General features: G+C 45.2%; 18 protein-coding genes. 7 read left to right on the top strand and 11 right to left on the bottom strand.

The window, feature by feature from the left end:
* Window positions 1-27: 27 nt before the first annotated feature.
* From rpsC to rpsL, 11 genes are all read right to left on the bottom strand, one after another.
* Window positions 28-870, bottom strand: coding sequence for a 30S ribosomal protein S3 (gene rpsC, locus FEN17_RS13785; protein ID WP_138365930.1), 843 nt, complete (start codon window positions 868-870; stop codon window positions 28-30).
* A 19-nt stretch (window positions 871-889) separates the two neighbouring features.
* Window positions 890-1279, bottom strand: a complete 390-nt coding sequence (gene rplV, locus FEN17_RS13780; RefSeq protein ID WP_138365929.1) for a 50S ribosomal protein L22 — start codon at window positions 1277-1279, stop codon at window positions 890-892.
* 51 nt (window positions 1280-1330) lie between these two features.
* A complete protein-coding gene (rpsS, locus tag FEN17_RS13775; protein WP_115830811.1) occupies window positions 1331-1609 on the bottom strand; it encodes a 30S ribosomal protein S19 in 279 nt (92 codons plus the stop codon).
* A gap of 9 nt (window positions 1610-1618) precedes the next feature.
* Window positions 1619-2443, bottom strand: coding sequence for a 50S ribosomal protein L2 (gene rplB / locus FEN17_RS13770; RefSeq protein WP_138365928.1), 825 nt, complete (start codon window positions 2441-2443; stop codon window positions 1619-1621).
* Window positions 2444-2482: 39 nt separating this feature from the next.
* Window positions 2483-2770, bottom strand: coding sequence for a 50S ribosomal protein L23 (gene rplW / locus FEN17_RS13765; RefSeq protein WP_138365927.1), 288 nt, complete (start codon window positions 2768-2770; stop codon window positions 2483-2485).
* A 1-nt stretch (window position 2771) separates the two neighbouring features.
* Complete coding sequence (rplD, locus tag FEN17_RS13760; protein ID WP_138365926.1) at window positions 2772-3401, bottom strand: 50S ribosomal protein L4; 630 nt, start codon at window positions 3399-3401, stop codon at window positions 2772-2774.
* 5 nt (window positions 3402-3406) lie between these two features.
* Window positions 3407-4027, bottom strand: coding sequence for a 50S ribosomal protein L3 (rplC, locus tag FEN17_RS13755; RefSeq protein ID WP_138365925.1), 621 nt, complete (start codon window positions 4025-4027; stop codon window positions 3407-3409).
* Between the two features lie 277 nt (window positions 4028-4304).
* Complete coding sequence (gene rpsJ / locus FEN17_RS13750) at window positions 4305-4610, bottom strand: 30S ribosomal protein S10 (RefSeq protein WP_015813787.1); 306 nt, start codon at window positions 4608-4610, stop codon at window positions 4305-4307.
* Between the two features lie 134 nt (window positions 4611-4744).
* The gene (fusA, locus tag FEN17_RS13745; RefSeq protein WP_138365924.1) at window positions 4745-6865 is read right to left on the bottom strand and encodes an elongation factor G; all 2121 of its coding nucleotides are present in this window, start codon (window positions 6863-6865) and stop codon (window positions 4745-4747) included.
* A 246-nt stretch (window positions 6866-7111) separates the two neighbouring features.
* Complete coding sequence (rpsG, locus tag FEN17_RS13740; protein ID WP_138365923.1) at window positions 7112-7579, bottom strand: 30S ribosomal protein S7; 468 nt, start codon at window positions 7577-7579, stop codon at window positions 7112-7114.
* Window positions 7580-7696: 117 nt separating this feature from the next.
* Complete coding sequence (rpsL, locus tag FEN17_RS13735; RefSeq protein ID WP_138365922.1) at window positions 7697-8110, bottom strand: 30S ribosomal protein S12; 414 nt, start codon at window positions 8108-8110, stop codon at window positions 7697-7699.
* A 281-nt stretch (window positions 8111-8391) separates the two neighbouring features.
* Between rpsL and FEN17_RS13730 the strand changes: the two genes are divergently transcribed.
* From FEN17_RS13730 to FEN17_RS13700, 7 genes are all read left to right on the top strand, one after another.
* Window positions 8392-10416 carry a CHU_0125 family OmpA-like outer membrane integrity protein gene (locus tag FEN17_RS13730; protein ID WP_445438705.1) on the top strand — a complete coding sequence of 675 codons (2025 nt, stop codon included), beginning with the start codon at window positions 8392-8394 and terminating at the stop codon, window positions 10414-10416.
* Between the two features lie 124 nt (window positions 10417-10540).
* The gene (locus FEN17_RS13725) at window positions 10541-11725 is read left to right on the top strand and encodes a deoxyribodipyrimidine photo-lyase (protein ID WP_138365921.1); all 1185 of its coding nucleotides are present in this window, start codon (window positions 10541-10543) and stop codon (window positions 11723-11725) included.
* Between the two features lie 149 nt (window positions 11726-11874).
* Window positions 11875-12456, top strand: coding sequence for a LemA family protein (locus tag FEN17_RS13720; protein ID WP_138365920.1), 582 nt, complete (start codon window positions 11875-11877; stop codon window positions 12454-12456).
* A 68-nt stretch (window positions 12457-12524) separates the two neighbouring features.
* A complete protein-coding gene (locus FEN17_RS13715) occupies window positions 12525-12968 on the top strand; it encodes a TPM domain-containing protein (protein ID WP_138365919.1) in 444 nt (147 codons plus the stop codon).
* A gap of 2 nt (window positions 12969-12970) precedes the next feature.
* Entirely contained in the window at window positions 12971-13741 is a 771-nt protein-coding gene (locus tag FEN17_RS13710; RefSeq protein WP_138365918.1) for a TPM domain-containing protein, read from the top strand.
* Window positions 13742-13918: 177 nt separating this feature from the next.
* On the top strand, window positions 13919-14827 hold the full coding sequence (locus FEN17_RS13705) for a DUF8428 domain-containing protein (RefSeq protein ID WP_138365917.1): 909 nt from the start codon (window positions 13919-13921) through the stop codon (window positions 14825-14827).
* Window positions 14828-14982: 155 nt separating this feature from the next.
* Entirely contained in the window at window positions 14983-16473 is a 1491-nt protein-coding gene (locus FEN17_RS13700; RefSeq protein WP_138365916.1) for a peptide MFS transporter, read from the top strand.
* The last annotated feature ends 22 nt before the right edge of the window (window positions 16474-16495 follow it).

Raw genomic sequence — 16495 nt, 5'->3', positions numbered from 1 at the left:
GAACCGGTAAAACCGGAAAATGTCTGATTACTTCTTCTTATTCTTGTTATTACTGTTATTATTCCTCTTGCGACGATCTGCATCACCACCACCGCCTTCTCCGCGAGGTGCTCCGCCACCTTCATTTCCTCTGCCGCCTCTTCTGTCTCTGCCGCGATCATTTCCGCCACGATCATTGCCGCCTCCGGTACTGCGATCCGCTCTGTCTGCTGCTGCTGTTGCTGCTGCAGGAGTCAAATCACGCTTTCCGTAAAGCTCTCCTTTGAAGATCCAAACCTTGATACCTATTTTACCATAGATAGTCTGGGCTTCCGAAATTGCATAGTCAATGTCAGCACGCAATGTGTGAAGAGGAATACGACCCTCTTTGTACTCTTCTGTACGGGCCATTTCAGCTCCACCCAAACGTCCCGCAAGACGAATTTTGATACCTTGTGTTCCTACACGCATAGCCGAAGCGATTGATTGCTTCATAGCACGACGGTAAGAGATACGAGCTTGCAATTGTTGAGCGATAGCTTCGCCAACCAATTTCGCGTCGATCTCAGGGCGTTTGATTTCGTAGATATTAATCTGAACATCCTTGCCTGTGATCTTTTTAAGCTCTTCCTTAATTTTATCAACTTCGCTACCACCTTTTCCAATTACAATCCCTGGACGGGCAGTGTGGATGGTCAAAGTGATACGTTTCAATGTACGCTCAATAACTACTTTAGAAATAGATCCTTTTGGGATACGTGCTTTAATGTAGTTACGGATTTTTTCGTCTTCAACTAATTTATCAGAGAAGTCTTTTCCTCCATACCAGCTTGACTCCCAGCCTCTAACAATTCCTAGTCTCAGACCTATAGGATTTACCTTTTGTCCCATTCGATATAGATCGTTTTACTTATGATTCGGTGATTACTGCTTCCTTATCTACCTCCGAAGCCGAAGCTGCTGCATCATCAATCACGATTGTGATGTGATTAGAACGCTTGCGAATTCTGTGTGCTCTTCCCTGGGGTGCAGGGCGTAGGCGCTTCAACATACGGCCACCGTCAATGAATACGGTCTTTACGATAAGATCAGCGTCTTCCAATTTTGCGTCCTCATTCAACTGTTGCCAGTTGGCTACCGCAGAAAGTAAAACTTTGTGCAATACAGGTGAAGATGCTCTTGGTTGAAATTTTAAAAGTGCCAACGCTTTGCTGACCTTTTGTCCGCGAATCATGTCGGCTACTAATCTCATCTTGCGAGGAGAGGTAGGCACATCTTTTAATATAGCTCTTGCTTCCATGTTCTTTCAGAAATAGGCTCGTTCCTTTCAGAACCAGCTATCGTCGAATAATTATTTTCTACCTTTATCCTTTTTTGCGGTGTGGCCACGGAAGTTGCGCGTTGGAGAAAACTCTCCCAGCTTGTGTCCTACCATGTTTTCAGTTACATAAACCGGGATGAACTTATTCCCGTTGTGAACTGCAAACGTGTGCCCGATAAAATCAGGCGATATCATTGAACGTCGTGACCAGGTCTTGATAACTGACTTACGCGCCGCACTGTTCATCACAGTGACTTTGTTTTCAAGACGGAAGTCGATATATGGTCCTTTTTTTAATGAGCGTGCCATGTTATACTATTATTTTTTACGACGGCTTATAATCAATTTCTCAGAATGCTTGTTGCGGTCACGGGTTTTCAAACCTTTCGCAAACTGGCCGTTTCTAGAACGAGGCTGACCTCCGGACGAGCGGCCCTCACCACCACCCATTGGGTGATCGACTGGGTTCATGGCAACACCACGAACGCGTGGACGACGTCCCAACCATCTTCTGCGACCCGCTTTTCCTAATGCTACATTCATGTGGCTTGCATTAGAAACCGTTCCAACCGTAGCGATACAAGTTGAAAGGATCATTCGCATTTCACCAGATGGCATTTTCAGAACTGCATATTTGCCTTCACGTGCTACAAGCTGAGCATAAGCTCCCGCGCTGCGGGCAAACTGACCACCTTTGCCTGGTGTAAGCTCAATGTTGTGTACAATTGTACCGACCGGCATTGCACTTAGAGGAAGCGCATTTCCAACTTCCGGTGCTACCGAATTTCCGGAAACGATTACTTGTCCAACTTTCAGCCCGTTTGGAGCAATGATGTATCTTTTTTCATCGTCCGCAAACTGGATCAACGCAATGCGCGCCGAACGGTTTGGGTCATATTCAATGGTAAGAACAGTAGCCGGCGAATCGAAACGATTTCTTTTGAAATCGATAACACGATATTTTCTTTTATGCCCGCCACCAATATATCGCATGGTCATGTGTCCCTGGCTATTACGACCACCTGTTCTCTTGATGGTTTCCAGAAGACTTTTCTCAGGTTTCGCAGCGGTGATCTCCTCAAACGTAGGAGCCGAGCGGAAACGCTGACCAGCACTTGTCGGTTTTAATTTTTTAACTGCCATTTGCTATTAACTCGTCAAAGATTTTGAATCGCTCAACTATTATGCTTCACCGTAGATATCGATGATCTCGCCTTCGGCTACCGTAATGATAGCTTTCTTAATGGTTGACGTTTTTCCACTTACAAATTTTCCTCCCGATGTGCGAGATTTGCTTTTTCCAATGCTGCGCATTGTGTGAACGCTTTCTACGGTAACCCCGAACAGTTTCTCAATAGCTTTTTTGATCTCTACCTTATTAGCAGTAAGAGCAACTTCAAAAGCGTATTTTCCTTGACCACCCTGAGCCGTTACCTTTTCAGTTATAATCGGACGTTTCAGTACACTCATGTTATTTGTTCAATTGGGTTTCCAAAATAGACAGCGCAGATTCACTTATTAAAAGACGGTCTGCATACATCAAATCGTAGGTATTAACCGAATCCACAGTGGCAACCTTCGCTTTTGGAATGTTGCGGCTTGACAGGTACACATTGCTGTCAATCGCAGGAAGGATCAACAATGTTTTTGTGTTAGTCAATGAAAGGGAATTCAATACATTCAGATATGATTTAGTTTTAGGCGCATCAAATGTGAATGCTTCCAAAACTGAAATGGCATCGGATTGTGCCTTGGCAGAAAAAGCAGACTTACGAGCCAATGCTTTTACTTTTTTGTTAACCTTGAAACCGTAGTCCCGAGGTCTTGGACCGAAAATACGTCCACCACCTACAAATACAGGTGATTTCATACTTCCTGCACGAGCACCACCTGTTCCCTTTTGACGCTTGATCTTGCGGGTAGAGCGGTTAACTTCTGCACGTTCTTTAGACTTGTGTGTACCCTGACGTTGGTTAGCCAGATACAGCTTTACATCGAGATAGATCGCATGCGTGTTAGGTTCGATGCCGAAGATTTCCTCAGACACACTTACCTTCTTGCCGGTATCTTCTCCTTTTATATTTAATACGGACAGTTCCATTAGTACTATTTCTCAATGATTAGAAATGAATTCTTTGCACCCGGTACTGAGCCACTTACAACCAAAAGATTTTGCTCAGGTATCACTTTCAGAATACGCAAATTCTGAATCTTTACACGATTGTTGCCCATACGTCCACCCATGCGGATTCCTTTGAAAACACGTGATGGAAATGAACAAGCACCAATCGAACCTGGGTGACGGGCTCTGTTATGCTGACCGTGCGTCTGGCCACCAACACCACCGAATCCATGACGTTTTACAACACCTTGAAAACCGCGGCCTTTTGCAGAACCTACTACGTCAACAAACTCACCTTCTTCAAAGATGTCCTGAACGGACAATGAAGTACCAAGTTCATGTTCCACTACAAATTCCTTGAACTCAACCAATTTTTGTTTGGGAGTCGTGTTGGCTTTTTTGAAGTGACCAATCATAGGCTGGGTAGAATTTTTTTCTTTCTTCTCACCAAAACCTAACTGAATAGCCTTATAGCCATCCTTCTCTTCGGACCTAACTTGTGTAACAACACAAGGACCAGCTTGGATCACAGTACATGCCAGAGCCTGCCCGTCAGCATTGTACAAACTAGTCATTCCGATTTTCTTACCAATTAAACCAGACATGTTTTGAAATTAAAATTAGCAGGTAAAACCCTTATTCTTTAAAACGGACTGCAAAGGTAAAAAACTGAATTTTAGTATCCAAGCAGTATTAAAATATTTCTCGCTGATAATCAGCAAAAAAGGTCAGATGAATGAACATCTGACCTCAGTTTTTGAGAACCATCATTAAGGCATGTAAACCACACCAACAAACGGCTTTCTTTGAGTTCAGATGTGGTTTCCGGAAATGGACCTTCACCCGTATATTTTTTTGGTTTAACTAAATAAACCCTTATGACTATACTTTGATTTCTACGTCAACTCCGCTAGGAAGTTCCAGTTTCATCAGCGCGTCAACTGTCTTAGCGCTTGTAGAGAAAATGTCAACCAGACGTTTGTAAGTACAAAGCTGGAATTGCTCCCGGGACTTCTTATTTACGTGTGGAGAACGAAGTACTGTAAATTTCTCAGTCTTGGTTGGCAAAGGAATTGGACCACTAACTACTGCTCCCGTAGCCTTCACCGCCTTCACGATTTTCTCGGCTGACTTGTCAACCAGATTGTGGTCGAAAGACCGAAGTTTAATACGAATTTTTTGATTCATGAGTATTGTTTGTTTCCGGTTCAGAAAAATAGCTCGAAGACTTTCGAACATCCATCAGCGAAAGAACCATTTACTTCACTGACTTATATCTATAAAAAATCCGTTGTCAGATCTCTCTGACAACGGATTGACATTTACGCTTTAACCAAACCCTTTGCTTTTTCAATCACAGTTTCCGCAATGTTGTTCGGAACGATTTCATAGTAAGCAAAAGTAAGAGATGCAGTTGCACGACCGGAAGACATTGTCCGAAGGTCAGTCACATATCCAAACAACTCAGAAAGAGGTACATCAGCTTTGATAACCTGGGCTCCGTTACGGGAATCCATACCTCTCATGATTCCGCGGCGACGGTTTAAGTCACCCGTGATCGGACCTGTATATTCGTCAGGTGTGAGAACTTCAACGTGCATAATCGGCTCCATCAATTTAGAACCAGCGTGACGCGCAGATTCTTTGAAACCAATTTTAGCAGCAAGTTCAAATGACAGCGAATCTGAATCGACATCGTGGAATGAACCGTGGAACAAACGCACTTTCATCGAATCCAAAGGATAACCTGCCAATGCACCATTGATCATCGCAGCTTCAAATCCTTTCTGAACCGGAGCGATAAATTCACGAGGAATAGCACCACCCACAACTTCATTTACAAACTGCAAACCTTGTTTTGGTTCTTTGCCTTCTTCGTTGTCGTCACGTGGCCCGATTTCGAAAACGATATCGGCAAATTTACCACGACCACCCGTTTGTTTCTTATATACCTCGCGGTGTTCGTAGTTCTTGGTAAGAATCTCTTTGTATGCAACCTGAGGAGCACCCTGGTTTACTTCCACCTTGAACTCACGACGCATACGGTCGATGATGATTTCAAGGTGAAGCTCGCCCATACCTTTAATGATCGTCTGGCCCGTTTCTTCGTTAGATTCAACCTGTAAAGTTGGATCTTCCTCGATCAGTTTAGTGATAGCTTTCGAGAAGTTATCACTGTCAGCCGCTTTCTTAGGCTCAATCGCATAACCGATTACAGGCTCAGGGAACACCATTGATTCCAGAACAATTGGGTTCTTTTCATCAGAAAGCGTATCACCTGTTTTAATGTCTTTGAAACCAACTACCGCTCCAATATCACCAGCTTCCAGTCTGTCGATCTGGTTTTGCTTATTCGCATGCATTTGGAAAATACGGGAGATACGTTCTTTGTTTTCTGAACGGTTATTCAAAACATAAGAACCGGATTCAAGAACACCCGAGTAAGATCTGATAAAGCAAAGACGACCTACGTAAGGGTCAGTTGCAATTTTAAATGCCAATGCACAGAAAGGATCTTTTTCAGACGGCTGACGGCTGATTTCATTACCAGTACGTGGATCTGTTCCGATAATGCTTTCACGGTCAAGGGGTGAAGGCAGGATAGCCATCACGTAATCAAGCATTGTCTGAACTCCTTTGTTTTTGAAAGAAGATCCGCAAACCATCGGTACAATTTTCATGCTGATAGTCGCTGCACGCAATGCTGCAAGGATTTCATCTTCCGTGATAGAATTTGGATCCTCAAAATATTTCTCCATCAACGTATCGTCGAACTCAGCAACTGCTTCAAGCAATTTCTCTCTCCACTCAGTTGCTTCTTCCAACATATCGTCAGGAATAGGTACCTCAGTGAAAGTCATGCCTTTATCAGCTTCATTCCACTCAATACCGCGGAAGTTAACCAGGTCAACTACACCTTTAAATGAATCTTCAGCACCGATCGGCAATTGAAGAGGCACTGCGTAGCTTCCCAACATTTCTTTCACCTGCGTACAAACTTTCAAAAAGTCTGCACCTGAACGGTCCATTTTATTTACGAAACCGATACGGGCAACATTGTAGTTGTTAGCCAAACGCCAGTTTGTTTCAGACTGAGGCTCAACACCATCCACCGCGCTGAAAAGGAAAACCAATCCATCCAATACGCGAAGAGAACGATTTACCTCAACCGTAAAGTCAACGTGACCTGGGGTATCAATAATGTTGATATGATATTTTTCATTACGATAATTCCAGTTAACAGTAGTCGCTGCGGAAGTAATAGTGATCCCACGCTCCTGCTCCTGCTCCATCCAGTCCATTGTAGCAGCACCGTCATGCACTTCTCCAATTTTGTGGCTTACACCTGAATAATAAAGTATACGCTCCGTTGTAGTCGTCTTACCGGCATCAATGTGCGCAGCAATACCAATGTTTCTTGTTAATCTTAGATCACGTGCCATGACAAATGGTGATGTGTTTATTTTATTCGATGTGCAATTTCAATTCGAAGGCAAGAATTTCGATAGCCTGAGAAGCCTATTTCGGAAATTCAGAGCGCAAAAGTACAGATTGTCAGCTATAAAAACAACATTGAGAAATAATTTTTGACTTATTTTTCAACATATCAACTCAGCTCCCATTAAAGCAAAACAGGTACCGCACGTCCATGCGATACCTGTTTCTTAATATATGAACTAGTCCTAAAACTAGAACCGGAAGTGCGAGAATGCCTTGTTGGCATCTGCCATACGGTGCGTATCGTCTTTCTTTTTAACAGCAGAACCTTCACCTTTTGCAGCAGCGATAATTTCGCCAGCCAGACGGTCAACCATTGTTTTTTCGCCGCGCTTGCGGGAATAGTTGATCAACCATTTCATGCCCAGTGACTGCTTACGCTCCGGACGAACCTCAGTAGGAACCTGGAATGTAGCACCACCCACACGACGGCTTTTTACTTCAACAGATGGAGTAACATTGTTCAATGCTTTTCTCCATGTTTCCAGACCATTTTCGTTGGTTTTTTTCTCAACCAATTCCAGCGCGTCATAAAAAATAGTGAATGCAATACTCTTTTTTCCTTCGTACATCAGGTTGTTCACAAACTTGGTAACCTGAACATCCCTGAACTTAGGATCAGGAAGGATGTATCTTTTCTTTGGTTTCGACTTTCTCATTTTGTCTTAAAATTTTTTACGTAGGTTTCGTTTTGCAACTTATTCACCCATGCATCGGCACAGATTACTTCCCTTTTATCAGATGAATTACTTAATAAAAGCAGAGAGAGTTACTTTTTATTTCTTTTTACCTTTTGTTGGCGCTGCCTGAACTTGTCCTGGTTTTGGACGTTTAGCACCATATTTCGAGCGACGTTGTCTACGTCCGTTCACACCAGCAGTATCCAATGCACCGCGGATGATGTGATAACGTACACCTGGCAAATCCTTCACACGACCACCACGGATCAAAACGATCGAGTGCTCCTGCAGGTTGTGGCCTTCTCCTGGAATGTAGGCATTCACCTCCTTATTGTTAGAAAGACGAACACGGGCAACTTTACGAAGTGCTGAGTTCGGTTTCTTTGGCGTTGTTGTGTACACCCTGGTGCACACGCCCCTACGCTGAGGGCATGAGTCCAAAGCCGGCGACTTGGACTTCCATGTAATGGTCTCTCTACCTTTACGTACTAATTGTGAAATAGTTGGCATTTAACAAATTGATTTTGATCCGGTTAACTAACCAGTCTTTTGTTATATAAACAGTTTTCCCGAAAAATCGGACTGCAAAAGTATGATAGTAACATTGATTTACAAAATGTTAAGAATTGTTTTTTCTCCTCCGCTGCCAATTTTGACCAAAAAACAGGCATTACAACCCAAATAAAAATCTTAGCGTCTTGTATCCATAATTTTATTTCCAATCGTTGTTTATTAGTATTGTTTTTCAAAACCCGTGTGCGCGTCGATCGTTTGATTTTATACTTGACATTATGAAACTTTTGCGGAGTAGTTTTACCCTCGTAATTAGCCTTATTACCCTAAGCATATACCTCTCCGGCTGCAATTCGGCGATGCAGGCCTATAAAGACGGACAAAAGAAATTTTCAAACGGAGAATATGACCTTGCCATCAAAGGATTCGAAAAGGCGGCCGCTGAAAATTATGAACCTGTCCAGACCAACTATTTGATTGCCGAATCCTACCGTCTTTCCAACCGTTTCAGACAAGCTATACCTTATTATAAGAAAGCCCTGGACGGTGGCCTCACCAGCCCCGATGCCAAATTCCAGTACGCCTACGCCCTGAAAGCCGACGGCCAGTATAGCGAAGCAGCCAGCCAGTTTTCAGCTTTTGCAAAAGATACTGCCAGCGCTGCCAACTTGCAGGAACGTGCGTTGAGAGAAGTTGAAATCCTCCGGATTGCGGACCGCCTCAAAACGCAGAAAATGGAAGTGGAAATCAAAGACATCCCACTGAATACCGCGGGTGCCGAATTCTCCCCTACCATTTTGGGCAATGAACTGATTTTTTCTTCTTCCAAAAAACAGAAGGTTTATAAGAACAATGGTCAGGCAATGCTGGGCCTGTATAAAGTCGCGATCTCTGAGGACGCAGGTACCACGCAGGGAAATCCCGTTTTGCTAAGCCAGGACATTTTTGATGAAGACGCCAATGAAGGCTCGCCCGCATTTTCACCTGACGGAAAAACATTGGTTTTTGCGCGTGGAAATACCGGCAAGAAGAAAGGTACTGCCGATGTAGACTTATATATGAGCCGCAACATTGATGGTAAATGGACGCTACCAGCAATTTTGCCCATCAACGATTCACTTGCCTGGGATGGCTCTCCTGCATTTTCAAGAGACGGGAAAACGCTTTACTTCGCTTCCAACAGAGCCGGTGGCGCTGGCGGCATTGATATTTACCGCACAAACATGGATGCCTCCGGAAGGTTCAGCCGGCCGGTAAATATGGGCAGGGACATTAACACTGCCGGTGACGATATGTTTCCTTACGTAGCCGAAGGCGGCAGACTCTATTTCGCTTCCGACGGGCATCCGGGATTAGGTAAGCTCGATTTGTTTTCAGCAACCAGAAGCCAGGGCGTGATTACAATTGAAAACCTGGGGACGCCGTTCAATAGTCCGCAGGATGATTTTGGTCTTGTATTTTATAAAAACCTGAAAAAAGGATTTTTCTCTTCTAACCGTGACGGTGGAAAAGGCGATGACGACATTTACTACTTCTCTTCGCCCGAAGAACCGGATAGCGCAGAAGTGGCCCGGAACAATGATCCGAACAACCCGCTGAATCCCAACAATCCTAATTATGTGAACGGAAAGCGGAAAGTGGTCAGATATTTCCTGGCGGGAAATGTGGTAACTGCGGGCCAAAACCCTATGCCGATCGATTCTGCAATCATTCACATCCTGCCTGACACTTCCGAGGTGCAAATTGCGCAGCTTTCCACTAATCCTTCGGGTAAATTCGGTACGCAGCCAGTTGAGGAAGGAGCGTCTTACAGTTTGCTGGTGCAGCGAAAAGGTTATATCAGCAAACGTGAACCATTTTCAATGAATGGCCGCTCCATCCCTCCTATTTTTCTAACCAAAGAATTGACGGATACTACATTTAATGTAACGATCAAACTGGATAAGCTGGAATTGAACAAGACTTTTGTCCTGGAAAACATTTATTACGATTTGAACAAATACAACATTCGCCCCGACGCGGCTATTGAGCTGGACAAACTTGTTCAAATCCTGAAAGATAACCCGACGATGACCATCGAGCTCAGCTCTCACACTGATGCCCGTGCGACGGATGCGTACAACATGACATTATCCCAAAACCGTGCAGAATCCGCAGTAGCCTATCTCAATACAAAAGGAATCGATGCCGACAGGATGGTAGCCAAAGGTTACGGCGAGCGCGAGCTGATCATTCCGAATGCTAAAACCGAGGAAGAGCATCAGCGAAACCGGCGTACCGAATTCACGATTTTGAGCTACTAACATACTCATCTCAAAAGCCCGCTGCGAACAACCCGCAGCGGGCTTTTTATTTTACACCGGTTCAATTTTTGTAATATTGTAGCTTTTTAAAATTCGAATTTGACATCAATCCAGTATTCTTTTAATGGCTCAGCGCATCATTTATTGGTTCAGAAATGACCTCCGATTGAACGACAACGAAGCATTATTCAACGCGGCGCATACAGGTTACGAAATTGTTCCGGTGTACGTTTTCGATCCCCGGCAATTTGAGCGTACCCGTCTCGGATTTCGCAGAACAGGCGCATTGCGCGCCCAATGTGTGCTCGATGCTGTGGCCGATCTCCGGAATAACCTGCGTAAAAAGGGCGCCGATCTTTTAATCAGAATTGGTGAGCCGGAGAAAATCATCGCACAGATGGCGCAGGATTACAATGCTGAATTTGTGTATACCAGCAAAGAAATAGGCCCGGAAGAAACCAGGATCGAGTCTTCCCTGAGTAAAAACCTGAAAATCGCCAACATTGACATCAAGCTTTTCTGGATGGACACTTTGATTTCCGCGGCGGACCTCCCCTTCCCGATTTCAAAGCTACCGTCCAATTTCAAGGCATTTCTTGCCGAATTGACTGATAAGCTAGTTGTGAAAGCATCACTTCCGGAACCCGAAGAGATCATATTGCCGACCGAATTTGAAGCCGGCTCGCTGCCTTCCTTACCAACATTGGGTATCGATCCGGAGGAAATTATTGCGCCCGCAGCCAAATCTGAAAACCGTCTGGCTGGCGAGACGCAGGCACAGGCCACACTCGAAAGTTTTCTTGCTGACATACATGTACATCAGGAAAACCCGGTTAGTCTGACCGACTCACGGCTTTCCCAATGGTTGTCGCTCGGCGGATTATCTCCCAGGAAAATTTACAACCGCATTTCCACACTTGAACATTCTCCCCAAACCGAATTACTCATCAAAGACTTGCTGAGAAGGGACTATGCACATTGGATTTTGCTTCGCTACGGCCCGCGGATCTTCAAGCCGAGCGGGTTTAAACATGACTTCTCTACACGCTGGACCAATGATCAGGCAATTCTAAATAGTTGGATAGACGGAAAAACCGATAACCAAGAAGTGAATGCGATCATGGATAAACTTCAAAAATCCGGCTTCCTGGCATTTAAAGAGCGGATCACGGCAGCAGATTATCTGGTCAATCACTTGGGTGTCAACTGGACCATGGGCGCGATGTACTTTGAAAGCTGCCTGCTCGACTATGAAGTCTCGGTCAGCTGGGGCAGGTGGAACAACATTGCCGGTGTAGGAGAATATTAAAAATCCCGTTTTTCGGGCCAGTTGCCCATTATCACAATACGTCCGGCACACAAATTTGTCAAAAACCGGTTATGTATTTTTTGCAAACCTTTTTGCTAGCTTTGGACAACTTTGAATTACATCCATTCATTCTAAACTAAAATACAAAAATGTCAAAAGGACTCATTGCAGTGATTGTCGTAGTTCTCATTTTGGGATTCGTAGGCTGCGGTAAATATAACGGCCTGGTAGGCAAAGACGAGGTCGTAAAAGAATCCTGGGCCAAAGTAGAAAGCCAGTACCAGCGTCGCGCCGACCTGATCCCGAACCTGGTAAGTACCGTCAAAGGTGCTGCTGATTTTGAAAAAAGCACTTTGACCGCAGTAATCGAAGCAAGGGCAAAAGCTACACAGACGACCATTAATGCTGACCAGCTTACGCCGGAAAATATCTCCAAATTCCAGGCCGCACAGGACCAGTTGAGCGGCTCACTTTCCCGACTGCTTGTTTCGGTTGAACAATATCCGCAACTAAAAGCCAACCAAAACTTCCTGGAATTGCAGGCGCAGCTGGAAGGCACCGAAAACCGCATTGGCGTAGCCAGAAACGACTTTAATGCCGTTGTCAAAGATTACAACCAGGAAGTTCGGACATTCCCGACCAACCTGTTTGCAGGCGTTTTCGGCTTCTCTCAAAAAGGCTATTTCACCGCATCGGCAGGCTCCGACAAAGCACCGACTGTCAAATTCTAGCATAACATCGCATTCCGGATCATTTGGCCCGGAATGCTTTTTTCTTTCCTGACCAAAACCATCAGCTTATGCCCAGCGATTCGCTTTTTTTCTCTGATGAACAGCAGCAGCGCATCATTGGAGCCATTCAACAAGCTGAAACACAGACTTCCGGAGAAGTTAAGGTGCATATCGAAAAGAAATGCCCGACCCCGGATGTGATGGACCGGGCCAAAGAAGTCTTCCTCTTTCTTCATCTGCATGAAACCGCCCAGCGAAACGGGGTACTTTTTTATCTGGCTTACGAAGACCGGAAATTTGCAGTCCTCGGCGACCAGGGAATCGATGAAAAGGTACCCGGTAACTTCTGGAATTCTACCAAAGACCTGCTCCGGGAATATTTTATAAAAGGTCAATTCTCGGAAGGCCTTGCCAAAGGCATAGAAGAAGCTGGTTTACAGCTTAAAACGCACTTCCCCTATCAATCTGACGACATCAACGAACTTCCGGACGATATTTCGTTTGGACAATGATTATGAATAAATCCCTGATCCTGTTTTTCTTGTTTGCGCTTACATTCTTCGGGGTAAGTGCGCAGGATATTCCTCCTAAACCGAACCCGCCACGCCTCGTCAACGATTTTGCCAGCCAGCTTTCGGAAGGTGAAAAAGCGAGTCTTGAACAAAAGTTGGTCGCATATAACGATTCCACTTCTTCGCAGATCACGATTGTGATCGTTAAAACGACAGGCGATTACCCGATTGCCGATTATGCATTTAAATTAGGCCGGGAGTGGGGTGTAGGTCAAAAAGACAAGGATAACGGCATCGCTTTGCTATGGGCCGCTACCGACCGGAAAGTTTTTATTGCGACCGGAGAAGGTTTGGAAGGCGCCATCCCTGACGCCATCGCCAAACGCATCATTTCCACTGTCATCATACCGCAGTTCAAGAACAACCAGTTTTACGCCGGGCTGGATCAGGGCGTGGATATGATCTTTAAATACGCTACCGGAGAATATAAAGCCGATCCCAAAACCGATAATGGTGGCGATTCTGGTTCTCCATTTTTAACATTCGGTATCATCCTGGTTATTATACTCATTATCATATTCAGAAATCGCCGTGGCGGACGTGGCGGAGGTGGCTTGGGCAACTTTGGCGGACCGATCATTTGGCCATATACTACCCATTCCGGGAGTGGTAGCTTCTCTGGAAACTGGGGTGGCGGAGGCGGCGGAGGCGGCGGGTTTGGAGGCTTTGGCGGCGGTAGCTTTGGCGGCGGCGGCGCAGGAGGTGATTACTAGTTTTTATTTTAAATAATTGATTTAGAATAAGTTATATATTTTTTTCAAAAGCCGTTTGCAGGTAATTCCTTGCAAACGGCTTTTTGTTTTTCAATCCAAATCAAAATTCTGCGTATAGTAGTGGCACAGTTTTTTGAACATATCCTATAAATTTTATCATTTAACCTAAGCACATATATGGAAAGGAAAAATAACACCGGCCTCCTCGTGGGTCTAATTTTGATGACAGTTCTTGCCGCCGTTTTTGGGTATCTCTACTATAACGAACACACATTAACTCAGAAACAAGACACAGACATCCAGGCACGCGTAAATGAACTGGCCAGCGCCGAAATCAAGCTCGATTCTATTGGCAAACAGCTCGACGCCAGGATTCTGGAAGTGCAGAACCTCGGAGGTGATGTAGAAGAACTACAAAAAGCAAAAGCATCCCTCGAACAAGATAGGATTGCGCTCCGCAAGGGTAATGCCAATATGAGCAAAAAAGTGAAGGAATACGAAGCATTCCTCACCCAGAAAGATGTTGAAATCGCTCAGCTGCGGGAAGAAAACCAGCAGCTGATCAGCCAAAACGAAACATTGAACCAGGAAAAAACCGAACTGCAAACTTCCAAGCAGGCGGTGAGCGATTCGTTGAGCGGGGTAGTTGCCAAGAATACTGAGCTCGAATCGAAAGTAACGATGGCTGCTGCGCTGAGAGCACGTAACGTGAAAGTATATGCAGTCTCGTCCAAAGGCAAAGTGCGTGAAGGTGATAATGTTAAATCCAAAAGAGTGGATAAAGTACGGGTTGATTTCATGCTGGAAAAAAATCCGTTGACGCAGGCAGATAATAAAACCATCTATCTGCGCATCATAGATCCAAGCGGCGCGACAATTTCGGATACTAAAACCGGCTCGGGTACATTTGAATACAATGGTCAGGAGCAGGGTTATACCATCAGCAAGGATGTGCTCTACGCTAATAACAACCAGGACGTGAGCATTATGTATGACCGTGATGCGCCTTTTACAAAAGGCACCTATACCATCGAACTTTATTCAGAAGGATTTTCAGTAGGAGAAGGGACATTTTCGGTGAAGTAACCGAAAGGTTTATATTCAATTTAAGCGGCAGCCGGAGTAACATCACGGCTGCCGCTTTTGTTTTGGCTGGTTTAGATATTTATCCATAATTCCTATCTTGTGCGGTAAATCATATTACTGAATAGCCCTAAAACCAAATAAAACATTACTCTTCTATGTCTGCACAGTTATCTCAAAAACACCCCACCGGGCTCTATATCTTGTTTTTTGCCGAAATGTGGGAGCGTTTCAGCTACTATGGGATGCGGGCAATACTCCTTCTTTTTCTTATCGATAAAGTAAGCGGCGGGATGGCCATGAGCGCGGGGGAAGGTGCGGCGATTTATGGGATATACACCGCGTCGGTATACCTGCTGACATTGCCGGGAGGCTGGCTGGCGGACAACATTTTAGGACAGAAAAAGGCGATCTGGTACGGCGGTATCGTCATCATGATCGGCCACATTATCCTGGCCATACCCGGTGGGGCTGTCTTGTTTTTTCTGGGATTGACTACCGTCGCAGTTGGCACAGGTTTGCTCAAACCCAACATTAGCTCCATCGTCGGCGAGCTGTATCCCGAAGGCGGTGCCCGGCGCGACGCCGCATTCTCTATCTTTTATATGGGTATCAACCTCGGCTCATTTTTCGGGATCGCCATCGTCGGATACCTGGGTGAAAGAGTGAGCTGGCACATGGGCTTCGGGGCTGCGGCAATTGGAATGTTACTGGGATTGATCGTTTTCAGGATCGGTGCTGCCAGACATTTAAAAGGTTTGGGAGAAGTACCTCCCGCCAAAATCGCCACACCCGAAAGTACGGCTCAGTCCGGTAAAAACAGCGTTTTAGGGTACGGATTAATCGCAGCGCTGGTCATATTCCTGATCGTTTTACAATACACTGGCACCATCGATATGACCACCGCGCAGGGATTGGCGCAGGGTGCAGGCGTGATCATTGTCGCCATTTCGGCCTCCTACTTCTTATTTATCCTCATCGCCGGCGGCCTCACCCGTGTCGAGCAGTACCGCGTACTCGTCCTCATCATTCTCTTTCTGGCGATTTCTTTATTCTGGGCAGGATATGAGCAGGCAGGTACTTCACTCCAAATATTTGCAGAAAGACATACCGACAGAATGGTCGGGGGCTGGGATGTACCTTCCAGTTGGTTCCAGAATTTTCAGCCTGCATTTGTACTCATTTTCGCACCGATACTGGCGAGTCTCTGGATCTATTTGTCGTCCCGGAACATGAACCCCTCGATTCCGGTCAAGTTTGCGGCCGGTTTGATCCTGCTGGGTTTGAGCTTTTTCGTGATGGTAGCGGCGTCCAAAATTGCCGTAACCGGACAGCTCACTTCCCCGCTTTTCCTGACATTCACCTATTTATTAAATACCATCGGCGAGTTATGCGTAAGTCCCGTAGGTTTAAGTTCTTACACCAAACTGGCGCCGAAACGTTACGTAAGTCAGTTGATGGGTATATGGTTTGTTGGCGCATCACTGGGAAATTTGATTGCAGGCTTGTTCGCCGGAGGTTTCGACGAGGGCAATGTCATGCAAATGCCTGCCTTGTTTAATCAAGTAGCCATCATTTCCACCGCTTTCGGGCTGCTCATATTGGTATTCTGGAAACCGATAAAAGGATGGATGGGCGGAATTAGTTAGGAACATTGTTTTAAAAATCTTC

Origin of the sequence: Dyadobacter luticola (assembly GCF_005860805.1) — a bacterium.
GTDB classification, from domain to species: Bacteria; Bacteroidota; Bacteroidia; order Cytophagales; family Spirosomataceae; genus Dyadobacter; species Dyadobacter luticola.
This window is presented reverse-complemented; position numbering and strand designations above follow the sequence as displayed.